Here is an 11604-nt window from a genome sequence, read left to right on the forward strand (position 1 = left end):
ACAATCGGAGGATTTGTACCACCAACGGTGGTCTTCCTCCCATGATCAAGCGACAGAGATACTATGATTCTCTACGTATGGTAGCATAGTCCATGATGTCCTTGAGAAAAATGTGTCAACCAATCTTGACAACATCATATCGTCAATCTCCCTAACGTATTTCATTTATGCTGTTTTTATTCCGCTATTTAAAATTTTAATCTGATTCGCCTGAATCCATTTAATTAAGGCTTTTTCCCTCTTGTAATGTTTTTCAAATTCTGTTCTACATTTTGTTTTATTTATCTCTTCTATTTTATCATCGTAACAGTATAGTAAAAACGAGGAATACCAGTCTCGCTGTACCAATGTTCCATCCGCTAAATGATACATTCTATCCGACAACTTCTTTTTGACATAAGCATCTGCGGTATGGTCATATTGACTTACTCTATAATTGCTCGGCACTTCTATATATCTGCCACCAGACACTTCAAATTTCTTTTCTATTGTCGTTTGAAATCCACCAGGGCATCGATTCTTTATTGATTTACCGAAACGCTTTTTCTTGTTAAACTTACCTTTCTTGTTTTTCGTAGTCTCTTTCGCTCATTTCATAAGTTTACTGGCATTTTTAGGCTCTGTAATCAACACATCTCCAAGGCTCCTTAGATAGTTGGCATCTTCATTTATCGCAAGCTGTCTGTTCCTTGCATTAATACGACATAATTCTGCGTGTTTCGCTTTCAGTCTTTTATAATGATTCGAGTATTTCCAAATCTTTCGACTTTTTTTAATCGTACCATCCTCATTATAATTCTGTGGATTGGTTGCTCGTCTGCTTCTATCCATTGCGCGATAATAAATTCTTTCTAATCGCTCGGATTTTTGAATACTGTTCCCTCTTTCGGATAAGTTTTTAAGAGCAATCTCCGTATCCGATGTATAAGCAACGGTCTGCGTTCCAATATCCGCACCAATGATACCTTTTCCAAATTTATGCCTTGGATTCCCAAATCTGTCATATTTCGGTTTTGCTTTCCCCTCAATCGTTAAGTGCAAATACACTCTGTATTTCCCACGAATCAACTTTGGTACAAGCGTAGCATAGCAGGGTCTGTAAGTATTGATACAATACGCTTTCTCTGCAAATATCTGGATTGCTTTCTTATCTATTATTTCAGGTTCAGCAAGGTAATCCAAAACAGCGTGGATTTCATCCGATTGAAATCTATCTTTCCGTTGTATTCCAAACGTAGATTTACCAAATTTAAATTGCAATTGATTCTCTTTCACAGAAATTGGAATCCCACGATTCCTTTGTTTGGCTCGAATACAGGGCAACACTCCATATTTAGAAAAGTGGAGTGTCTTACCATTTGCATATAAGCATTTTTCTATCCCTCTCCAAACATCTTCGGCTTTTGTAAGTGCAAATATAGCATCAATCCCATATTTTTTACCGATTGGTATCATAGATGTTCTACAATCATCCCATGTAACATGATATTGCTTTTGCATTTCATTCAGCTGACTGGCAAGTACTTTTCGTTTCTTTTTCTCTTCTGTAGCACCATAAAGTTTCCGTACCTTCCGATACCTTTTCGTACGGATAAGCTGGTCGTAATTCTTTCTCATAAGACCAACCAGTTCATTTCCTGCTTTTCGAATCTTATCAGAAAGAGCTACCACCTTTTGTATATCAGAAAAAGACATATCGGTTTCTACAACCAGGATATGTCTGTCAGAATGTTTATGAAATTGTCTTAGGCTTTTCTTATATTCCTTCTCATTCATGACTTTTCTGTTCCTCTATATACTGCATTACTGTTGCTTCACTTATCTGTCCCACTGTAGATATAAAATATCCCCTCGACCATAAAACACCACATCTTGCATAAAACCGTTTCAGTGTTGGATATGCCTTAAATAATTCAATCGCACTTTTACTTTTGAGTGTTCTAACCACATCGCAGGGAGCGACTGTTTGTGGCACATCTGCAAAAATATGGATATGGTCCGGCATTACTTCAAGTGCTTTAATTCTATATCCGTAATCCTCGCATATTTTTTGTAGTATCTGTTTGAGAGTAATATCCGCTTTCCCATGTAATACAGAAAATCTAAATTTTGGACACCAGATAATATGATACTGTATCAAATACTTGCAATGTGAAGCACTATGATAGGGTTTCCTGCTCATCATTCTGTTCTCCTAACTGATACTTTTCCTGAATTCCCCGACGCATTAAATCAACTTGGAGAGCAAAAAATAATTCTTCACATGTTTCAAAAAGGCTACACTACAGCTCAAATTGCTGATATAGCTGATTTGGAAGAACTTAAAATAAAAACTATCATTGAAGAAAATGAACTTGCAACTGTATAAAGCCATCTCAGCCGCCCAATGGAAATCTCTTCCAAACGGACGGCTGAATTATTTTCTGCATATCAGCAATTTGCTTTTTTTCGAATCGGATGACGGATCACAGTTTTCCATTTTTCAGGTGCCGTTTTTCTTGCATCAGACAGATAAATTTCGTGATGGCGGCGCTGATCCGTAATGTCGTTTTCATAACCTTGTGTTTCAAGATATTGATTCATTTTTTCTATTGTTTCCGGTTCTGCATCGAAAGATCCATGGTGCATGATCTGTACGCAGAGTCCTTCCTCTATTGTCAGAAATTCTGCGCGGGAGCAATCGATATGTTTCTTATTTTCTGCCGTATGTACGGCCCATTCGAAATCTTTTCTGGTGATGAAATCCGGCAGGCGGATGGCGGAAATCCATTGAAAATCTTCTTTCTTTTCATAATCAATTTCTTCTGTCCCCTCCTGCCGCCAGAAGCCTTCTAACGGTGGGACGACGTACTGGAAAAATCCGTTGATTTTGTAATCTGTCCTGTAGCTCATTTTCAGCGTATAGGCAAGTGCATACAGAATCTCGATTGATTTTTTGTATTCGCCGCCCTCGGCATTCGGATTTCCCTTTCCCCGCACCGCCAGATAATTCATGGACGGAACGGTTACAATCTCTGGTAGATTTTTCGGTTGATAAAATTCTTTCTGCTCTTTCTTATAATCAAAAGCCATCCGCCTTATCCCCGCTTTCCAGAATTTCTTTCTGTTTCTTTTTGCTGAACCTGCCGAGCACAAGTCCGTACGCCTTATCCAGCAGATCTTTCACCAGGTCATCCGGCACAGCGCCGTTTGGTTTTATGGAATTCCAGTGCTGTTTGTTCATATAATACCCCGGAATGATGTCCTCGTACTGCTCCCGCAGAAAGCTTCCCTCCGACGGCTCCAGCTTCAGTGTGATGTAATATGGCTCATTCTGCTCTCCAAGACAGACAGCCGCAAACATTTTCCCTCCGATGGCATAACGGATCCAGTTCCACTGCGGCGGCAGCTTTTCTACGCCTGGTTTCTGCATCAGATAATCATCGATCCAGGAATACCGCATCTTATGCATTGCCTCCCATATCTTACAATTTGACTCAATCATATTTCTCCTCCATCCTCATACTTCGCCTGCATCCGCCGAATGCTCTGCCGCAATTCTTCGCGCAGCTCCTTTGGCTCCAGCAGTTCTGCTTTTTCGCGGAAAGTCAACAGCCATGTGATCAGGTTTTCTTTGTTGGTATAATCTGCCTGAAACAGAAGTGATCCATCCTCCAGTTCCTGACAGCATTCTGTTCCAAACTCTTCTACGAGGCGCCATTTGCAGTCTGCCGTGAACAATGCTTTTACCCGGATTCCGCCCGGAAAAATTCTCTCATCGCTCAGATCCGGCATAGGGACATTTCTGGCTGCAAATGTTTCTTCCAGCATCTGCACTTTGTCCATCCTATTCAGCTTGAACAGACGAAAATCTTCTCTCGTTTTACACCAGCCCCACACGTACCAGCTCGACCAGCGGAACATTAAATAATATGGCTCGATGCGGCGTACAGACTCTTTTCCCGGTGCATAATAAGTAAATTCCAGCTCTCTGTGCTGACCGATCGCCAGACGGATCATTTCAATTTTCGGCGCGAGCGAATCCTTATACCACGATGACAGATCAATCAGCACCGACTGGTTCCCTACCATAAAATCCGAAGACCCCGCCGACAGCTTTTCCATCAGCTGACCGTAGCGGTTCGTCCCATTCACACTGTCCAGACTCCGAAGTCCCGCCAGAATATCCTGCATCTCGCTGTGCGTGAGCATCGTTCTGTCAAGCTTATACCCTTCCATAATCGAAATCCCGCCGTGAACCCCCTGCCGTGTCACCAGCGGAATCCCTGTCTTACACAGATCCTCAATATCTCGGTTAATCGTCCGCCGCGACACCTCAAACATCTCCGCCAGCTCCGGTGCCGTCACGGAGTCTTTCTGCAGCAGCACGGACAAAATTCCCAACTGTCTGTCTATTTTCATTGCTGTTCCTTTCTCTCTTTCATACTATCACGCAAAACATGACAACTCTATGTCATGATTTTACCATATCCTCGATAAAAATGAACTCGTAACCGCATAAAACAACTTCAGCCGCCCAATGGAATCTCTTCCAAACGGACGGCTGATTTCGTTTCTGTGAATCACGGATATGCAGGCAGTTCCGCCTCATCCACCTTTACGGCTTCTTCCTGGCAGTTCTCCCATAAGCTTCCGATGTCTGCAGATGTAAAATAATCCTTCGTTTCTTCGCCCAGCTGCACTCTGCCGGATTTGACGCCTTCGGCGTTGTAAATGATTTCATAGCTTGTTCCGTCCAAGAGACGGAATCGAAAACTCGTCACGGTACTTCCCGTAAGCGGCTCGGTTTCTTTGTCGGTTACTTTTAAGTTTGAAAATGTTGAATATACATCCGCAATTTCTTCTGGTTCTGTGATCTCTTTCTTTTCTGCGCTTGCCGGTACAACGAAGCGGTACATTTCGATGCCTGCAACATCAGCCGCCTCAAACGGGAGCGTCACTGCTGTTGATTTTCCGCAGCCTGTGAGGCATATGCAGATTAGCGCTGTCAAAAGTATCATTTTGGTAAATATCCTGACTCTTTTCATCATCCACGACCTCCCTGTTTTTTTTGTATCTTTATTGTAACGGAAATTTTGTCAGGACGAAAGTAGAAAAAACACAGGCATCTTTAGAACAAATGTCCAATTGTCTCGAGACATATTCCGCACTATAATAACCATATAAAAAGTACTTTTTCATACGGCAAAAACGAAAAGGGAGGGAATATGCATGGAAAAATTTCGAACGGTCGTGTCTGTGATTGTTATGGTGCTTGCCGCAATTGCTGGTTTCTTTGCCGGCGCAGTTCTGTTTGATCAGGCTTTGGGCGGTGCAGTTCTGTTCGCCATGATTGCGGGATTTGCCTGCGTCATCTATATGTTGGATAACCCGATTGAAAAATAGGCACACGCAAAAACATAACGCAAAAACCGTGGAACCCATTACCCTAAAAAGGCAGCGGATTCCGCAGTTTTTCTGTACTCTCACGATGCCCGAATGCTATGCAAGAAAGATCCACGCCAGCATCGTAACCATCGCCGCGATATGCAGTGTTCCGATGATTCGAAACGGAAACATCGCGATAAAAATCGGCAGCACCAGCGAATAGGCGCCCCAGACTGCGGAACGCATCGGTACTTTCTCGGATACGCCCTCCATCAGCTTCGCCATCTTTCCTTCCTCGCCGATGGTTTTGATATCCTCAATCTTCAGTCTGCCGTTTGGAAATATGCTGATAATGCGGTCGCAGTACATGTTCCCCGCATGCCCGATAATTCCCAGCACCAGCAGAAATCGCAAAACAGTTACACTCATCGTCTCACCTCCCAAAATAGATTCTCTTAAGATGAGATTAGCTCAGTCTAACTGTTTTATCAAGAAGATCTGTGCAGGATTACTTCATTTTTCTATTTTGAAAACTCAACAGAGACATAATACGTATACTCATTATTCAGTTCCACATTCCCCTTTTCCAAATCCTCAACAGAATAAGCGCTGAGCCCATTCTCTCCATAAAAGAACGCTCCCAGTCCCAGCTCTTTATCGTAGACAATTGCAATATCCTCGGTGATTTCTGTGCCGGATCTGCCGAACACTTCCCGGTTTTCCACGTCCTCCAGAATCGGAAACTTCGTCTGATATTTGCAGGCACTGTCCGTGATATACACATCCACCTGAAACGCCTCAAAATCCGGGATCAACGCGATCATTCCCTTCGACATAGAAGTCACATCACTGAAGTCATCATAACCCAGCCCGGCGATCTCTGTTTTGGAAACCTGTTCGCTGTAGTGATATTCCGTCAAGTACAATGTCATAGTCTGGAACGGCTCGTCTGCAGAATACTGAAAGAGCATCGCGCCGTCCGGGCCGGAAAGTATCTGAGCGATATTCATTTCCGGTGAATCCATGTCATACGGTGCAATAAAATTTTTCGGTGTCCGCGCACTGCGGTACCACATTACGCCAGCCGCAGCAATCGCCAGCACCGCCGTCAGCGCCAGCACCGCAATCATGCTCTTTAAATGCTTCTGCCGATGCTTGCTGTCTTTCGCAACCTGAATCAGGTTATCCTCCGATTTCTCCGTCAGATTCTCCTCGCTGATATCCTCCCCGGCGAGAAATTCATTGATGGTGATGCCAAGAATTTTGCACAGTTCCAGATACACCGACACATCCGGCAGGCAGATGCCCCTCTCCCACTTCGAGACCGATTTATCGCTCATCCCGAGCTGCTCCGCCAGCTGCTTCTGCGTCATGCCAATCGTTTTTCTTTTTTCCGCAATATATTTTCCAATTTTGACAAGATCCATAGAGATTCCCCCTTTTCTTTGAGAAAATCATAACAGAAAAGGGGGTGAAATCACACCCCCTTGAAGTAGAATCGTCTATTTCAGATCTCCAACAATTGCATTTTTTAACCAGAAAGGGCGCCGCACCAGTTTCGTACGGCTGTCCCTTCTGTTTCCCTGATTATTTTTTATTTCATAATTTTTACCTCAAACGGTTTCAGCACAACTGTACCGATCACCTTTTCACCTGTATACAGATCTGTCATCTCTTCTTTGACCTGAATTTTGGCTTCTTCCTCTTTGTAGTTCAAAACGAAGCAGTACTCGGTATCGTCTTTCTTTCTTACAGCCAGTTCGCAGGTTTCCGGAATATCCAGTTTCTCTTTGTACGGATCCTTCACACCCAGTTTTTCCAGGAAGACTTCTGCAGTTTTCTCTGAAAATGCTGCGCCGAAATAATATACCGTTCCTTCTCCGTAGGTATTCTTGATCAGTCCAGGCTCTCCTGCATAGTAGCAGTTCTCGTACGAACCAAGAACTTCTGCATGCTCTCCAACTGCCGCCAGCTGATCGTTGAATACAGCAGCTTCCAGTTTCGTGCCGTCCCAGTCGATTACGATATCTTTGTTGTCCGGGGATACCAGTGTGTATTCCGGAATATCCACGCCGCTCATCTCGGCGAATTTACCCGGCAGTTTGTCCATCACGCAGCGTCCGTACATATCTTTGTATCCGCTTCTGCAGCCGAGAACAAGATAGCCGCCGTTCTTTACATACTCTTCCAGTACAGCTTTTCTCTCATCGGAAATCAGCACCGGATGCGGGTAAAACAGTACAGTATATGGTTTCAGATCTTCTGCAGTTACGTCGTCACGCAGATAAATATAATCCATCGGTGTATGGGTTCTCTGTGCGGCTTCGAAGATACCGAGCTGGCTCTTCCACTCCACTTTTTCATGCCATACATCAATCTGGCTGTCCCATACATTATCGTAATCTTTCAGAAAACCAACTTTTGCTTCATATTTGGAACCTGCGATCTCAGACAGTTTCTGGAACTTCTCATGAATCGATTTTACTTCTGCCAGTCTGCGGTTGTCTCTTCCGGAATAATCCAGAATGCCATGCCAGTAAATCTCTGTTCCATATGTACAGGTTCTCCAACGGAAATAGCTGATATAATCTGCACCGTGTGCTACACTCTGCATGGTCCACAGCGTCATCTGTCCCGGTTTCGGAGTCGGCGCTGCCATACCGGTATTCCATCCGTTGGCACCGGACTGCTGTTCCATAATACCGAAGTTTTTGGATACGGCACGAACTTCAGACAGGTTGCGGCTCCACATACGGTCTTTCAGAAAGTTATCCGGTTTGTATGCATCCAGACAATACGCAAAGTTCGGGTAAGAATCATACATCATGAAATCCAGGCTCTCGTTTGTCATTCTCTGGTTGTCCAGATTGCCGAACAGACCATTGGTGGTAATAAAATCACCTGGTTTAATATATTTGCGGATGATATCGCTCTGAAGTTTTGCAAATCTGCATGCACTGTCAGATACAAATCTTGTATAATCCAGTACTTCATGCGGGTTTGTATTGTTGCTCAGTGTTGTTCTCGGAACATATACTTCCTCAAAACTATTGTACGTCTGGTTCCAGAAATTGGTTCCCCATGCATCATTCAGTGCATCGATGCTTCCGTATTTTTCCATCAGGAATTTACGGAACGCAATGGTATCACTTTCCGAATAGAACTCATTTTTCTCGCAGTTGATCTCGTTGTCGATCTGCCATCCGATAATAGCCGGATGTTTTGCATAATGAGATGCGGATTTTTCAACAATAATTCTTGTCAGTTCCTGATATTTCGGAGAGTTATAGTTATAATGTCTTCTTCCGCCATGACGGTACAGAACACCGTCCATGTTCGCATTCAGAACTTCCGGATATTTTTCTGTCAGCCACGCCGGCGGAGTCGCTGTCGGAGTGCAAAAGATTACTTTCATTCCCATATCGGCTGCTACATCCAGAAATCTGTCAAAGAAATCATAATTGAAGACACCTTCGTACCGCTCAATCTTACTCCATGCAAATTCTGCGATTCGAATTACTTCGATGCCGTTTTCCAGCATTCTTTTCAGGTCGTCACGCCAGAGACTCTCGTCCCAGTGTTCCGGATAATAACAAGTTCCCAATACCAGTCTTTCACCATTCACAATTTCCATAGGATCACCTCTCTTTTTGTTTATTCCTTAAAATTATATCATACTTATTCTTTTACCGCACCCGATGTCAGACCAGACATAAAGAACTTGGATGCACTTAAGAATGCAATCAGCAGCGGCAGTACCGCACAGGTGCTGGCAAACATCAGTGCGCCGTAATCGGTGCCACGGTCGCCAACCATGGTCTTCAGCATCAGCGGCAGTGTCATTTTATCTGCTTTACGCAGAATCATCAGCGGCTGCATGAAGTCGTTCCATACGTTTACGAACTGCATGATACCAAGGGATGCGTAAGCCGGTTTCAGGATTGGTGCAATAACACGGAAGAAGATCGTCCATTCACTGCAACCATCCAGTCGTGCTGCTTCGATCAGTGATACCGGTACGTTATTTTGACAGTACTGTCTCATCCAGAAGATACCGAACGCATTCGCGCAGCTCGGAATAATCAGTGCCCAGAAGCTGTTTAACCAGCCCAGTTTTGACATCATGATGAACCACGGGATAATACCTGCTGTCCACGGAACCATCATTGTACCCAGAAGAATGGCAAACAGTACTTTCTTTCCTGGGAAGTTATATACAGAAAATGCATATCCGCCGATCGAGCAGAAGAACAGTACCAGGATAACATTTCCAAACGTTACGATACAGCTGTTCAGGAAGGCCCGTGGGAAGTTTACTGCCTCAACCATGTTGTGGAAATTTGTTGCCATATTTGTTCCAAACCACAGAGCTGGCGGGAAGGAATAGATTTCACTGGTTGTATGGGTTGCCATAACAAACATCATATAGAACGGAACCAGCATAATCAGTGCAATCAGTCCCAGAACAATGTATAAGGAGATTTTCTTTCCCATCGGATGAATTTTGGCAATCACGATTAAGATAACGGCTAAAGCTACAAGTAAAATTAATAATGTTTTCATTTACCGTATTTCCTCCTTCCTGTTTCTTTCTCTTCTGAGAACTTGTTAACAAAAACAGAGATCACAACGATCATGATTGTGATAACGTATGCACACGCAGATGCATATCCATAGGAGTTTCCACCCTGCGGAGCTTTGTTTAACAAATACATCATCAGTGTCAGACCACCATTGTTGATACCACCGGTCCAGCTGGAGTTTGTTAAAATAAATGGCTCCGTGAACAGGTTAAACATACCAATACTGGACTGTACAACCGTAAATATAATGATTGGTTTTAACAGCGGGATAACGATACTGAACATAACTCTTGTGTTGGAAGCACCATCGATTCTGGCTGCTTCGTAGATATCATTGCTGATACCCTGCATACCGGCCAGATAGATAACCATGTTCCAGCCTACCCATTTCCATGCGAACATTACGATAACGGCTACTTTGATCAGACTTCCGTCTCCGCCCAGCCAGTTAATGTTTTTGCCGCCGAACAGGCTCAGGAACCAGTTGATGACACCATAGTTATTTCCAAACATGGTCTGGAAGATAATAGAGATCGCAACAGAACTTGTTACCATAGGCATAAAGTAAATAGTTTTAAAGATATTCTCACCTTTTACCAGCTTCGAATTCAGAATATATGCCAGAGCAAGACCGCCCAGCAGAATCGGAATATGTGCAATAATACCGATCAGCAGCGTGTTGGATAATGCTTTCCAAAACAGTGGATCTTTAAATAGATTGATATAGTTGGTTACTCCGTTAAAATGCATCGGTCCGATGCCGTCCCACCGGAAGAAGCTCAGTGCAAATCCGGCTACGATCGGGAACAAACCGAAGATTGCGAATAAGATATAAAATGGTGCGATGTATGCGTATGCCACTTTATTTTGTTTTAACGTATAAACAAATCCGGTTTTCTTTTTTGTTTTCAAAAGTGGTCCTCCTTCCGTCCATCAGTACTCTTTATTCAAAATCGGCCGCCGACCGGACGATTCCGATGCAGCGGCCGATTTTAATTTTTAAATTATTACTGATTTACTTCTTATTTGTCCCAAACGCCTGCGTCTTTCAGTACCTGAATCTGCTGCTCTTTTACTTCTGCAGTTGCTGCTTCGATATCAGATTTTACCTTTTCACGGATACCTTCTGCATCCAGGCCCTGCTCCAGTCCGGAGTTTACAGATGTATAGATACATCCATCTGCTGCAGCATCCATCATGGTTGTATTTACAGGCTGCAGTTCTTTTGCCAGTTCAGCCCACAGTTTTTTCGGCTGCTGTCCGCTGAAGTAATCATCTGTTGCATCATAGATAGAAGCATCTTCGTATGCAGGTGTGTAGGCCGGGAAGTAATCTACTGCCTGGAAGATGTCGTTCTGACCTTCTTTAGTTGCCAGCATGTATTTTACGAATGCCCAGGCTGCTGCTTTGTTTTTGCTCTGCTCCGGGATTACCAGGAAAGATCCGCCCCAGTTGGAAGCTTTTACACCGCCAGGCATCTTAGCAACGCCCCATTTTCCAGAAGCATCCGGTGCCAGAGATTTCGCTTTTAGAAAATAATATCCCCGTTTTGCCGAGAGCGCATCCAGCAGAATGGGGAATTCCCTTATTGAAAGAAAAATCACTGTTTTTTCTGGATAAACAACCAAAAAGGACACCTTTTATTGTATAATTA

Annotated in this window: 15 protein-coding genes; 2 read left to right on the plus strand and 13 right to left on the minus strand. The window is 43.6% G+C overall.

Annotation, left to right across the window (positions count from 1 at the left end):
• Positions 1-165 precede the first annotated feature (165 nt).
• The 3 genes from ACY2VT_RS13215 to tnpA all read right to left on the minus strand — a co-directional run bounded on the left by ACY2VT_RS13215 (position 166) and on the right by tnpA (position 2182).
• Positions 166-471, minus strand: coding sequence for a hypothetical protein (locus ACY2VT_RS13215; RefSeq protein WP_461880205.1), 306 nt, complete (start codon positions 469-471; stop codon positions 166-168).
• Positions 472-588: 117 nt separating this feature from the next.
• Positions 589-1776 (minus strand): hypothetical protein, encoded by a 1188-nt coding sequence (locus tag ACY2VT_RS13220; protein WP_461880206.1) that lies wholly within the window; start codon positions 1774-1776, stop codon positions 589-591.
• Positions 1769-2182 carry an IS200/IS605 family transposase gene (gene tnpA / locus ACY2VT_RS13225; RefSeq protein ID WP_461880216.1) on the minus strand — a complete coding sequence of 138 codons (414 nt, stop codon included), beginning with the start codon at positions 2180-2182 and terminating at the stop codon, positions 1769-1771. The genes ACY2VT_RS13220 and tnpA overlap by 8 nt, the downstream gene beginning before the upstream one ends.
• Here tnpA and ACY2VT_RS13230 point away from each other — a divergent pair.
• The gene (locus ACY2VT_RS13230; RefSeq protein WP_461880217.1) at positions 2162-2368 is read left to right on the plus strand and encodes a hypothetical protein; all 207 of its coding nucleotides are present in this window, start codon (positions 2162-2164) and stop codon (positions 2366-2368) included. The genes tnpA and ACY2VT_RS13230 overlap by 21 nt on opposite strands.
• A gap of 62 nt (positions 2369-2430) precedes the next feature.
• On the opposite strand, the gene ACY2VT_RS13235 is transcribed toward ACY2VT_RS13230, so the two are convergent.
• The 4 genes from ACY2VT_RS13235 to ACY2VT_RS13250 all read right to left on the minus strand — a co-directional run bounded on the left by ACY2VT_RS13235 (position 2431) and on the right by ACY2VT_RS13250 (position 5000).
• Entirely contained in the window at positions 2431-3072 is a 642-nt protein-coding gene (locus tag ACY2VT_RS13235; protein WP_461880207.1) for a GyrI-like domain-containing protein, read from the minus strand.
• A complete protein-coding gene (locus tag ACY2VT_RS13240; protein ID WP_461880208.1) occupies positions 3062-3484 on the minus strand; it encodes an MmcQ/YjbR family DNA-binding protein in 423 nt (140 codons plus the stop codon). The genes ACY2VT_RS13235 and ACY2VT_RS13240 overlap by 11 nt, the downstream gene beginning before the upstream one ends.
• The gene (locus ACY2VT_RS13245) at positions 3481-4401 is read right to left on the minus strand and encodes a helix-turn-helix transcriptional regulator (protein WP_461877913.1); all 921 of its coding nucleotides are present in this window, start codon (positions 4399-4401) and stop codon (positions 3481-3483) included. The genes ACY2VT_RS13240 and ACY2VT_RS13245 overlap by 4 nt, the downstream gene beginning before the upstream one ends.
• A gap of 161 nt (positions 4402-4562) precedes the next feature.
• Positions 4563-5000, minus strand: coding sequence for a hypothetical protein (locus tag ACY2VT_RS13250; protein WP_461880209.1), 438 nt, complete (start codon positions 4998-5000; stop codon positions 4563-4565).
• A 211-nt stretch (positions 5001-5211) separates the two neighbouring features.
• On the opposite strand from ACY2VT_RS13250, the gene ACY2VT_RS13255 reads away from it, so the two are divergent.
• Complete coding sequence (locus ACY2VT_RS13255; protein ID WP_461873009.1) at positions 5212-5385, plus strand: hypothetical protein; 174 nt, start codon at positions 5212-5214, stop codon at positions 5383-5385.
• A gap of 96 nt (positions 5386-5481) precedes the next feature.
• On the opposite strand, the gene ACY2VT_RS13260 is transcribed toward ACY2VT_RS13255, so the two are convergent.
• The 6 genes from ACY2VT_RS13260 to ACY2VT_RS13285 all read right to left on the minus strand — a co-directional run bounded on the left by ACY2VT_RS13260 (position 5482) and on the right by ACY2VT_RS13285 (position 11554).
• Complete coding sequence (locus ACY2VT_RS13260; protein ID WP_461880210.1) at positions 5482-5796, minus strand: hypothetical protein; 315 nt, start codon at positions 5794-5796, stop codon at positions 5482-5484.
• A 92-nt stretch (positions 5797-5888) separates the two neighbouring features.
• A complete protein-coding gene (locus tag ACY2VT_RS13265; protein WP_461880211.1) occupies positions 5889-6794 on the minus strand; it encodes a helix-turn-helix domain-containing protein in 906 nt (301 codons plus the stop codon).
• A gap of 167 nt (positions 6795-6961) precedes the next feature.
• Positions 6962-9001 carry a beta-galactosidase gene (locus ACY2VT_RS13270; protein ID WP_461880212.1) on the minus strand — a complete coding sequence of 680 codons (2040 nt, stop codon included), beginning with the start codon at positions 8999-9001 and terminating at the stop codon, positions 6962-6964.
• Between the two features lie 44 nt (positions 9002-9045).
• Positions 9046-9930: a carbohydrate ABC transporter permease gene (locus ACY2VT_RS13275; protein ID WP_461880213.1), complete on the minus strand. Its 885-nt coding sequence runs from the start codon at positions 9928-9930 to the stop codon at positions 9046-9048.
• Positions 9927-10862 (minus strand): carbohydrate ABC transporter permease, encoded by a 936-nt coding sequence (locus ACY2VT_RS13280; protein WP_461880214.1) that lies wholly within the window; start codon positions 10860-10862, stop codon positions 9927-9929. Before ACY2VT_RS13280 ends, ACY2VT_RS13275 begins: the two co-directional genes overlap by 4 nt.
• Positions 10863-10972: 110 nt before the next feature.
• Complete coding sequence (locus ACY2VT_RS13285) at positions 10973-11554, minus strand: extracellular solute-binding protein (RefSeq protein ID WP_461880215.1); 582 nt, start codon at positions 11552-11554, stop codon at positions 10973-10975.
• Positions 11555-11604 lie beyond the last annotated feature (50 nt).

Source organism: Fusicatenibacter sp. (assembly GCF_050872605.1).
Lineage (GTDB): Bacteria > Bacillota > Clostridia > Lachnospirales > Lachnospiraceae > Fusicatenibacter.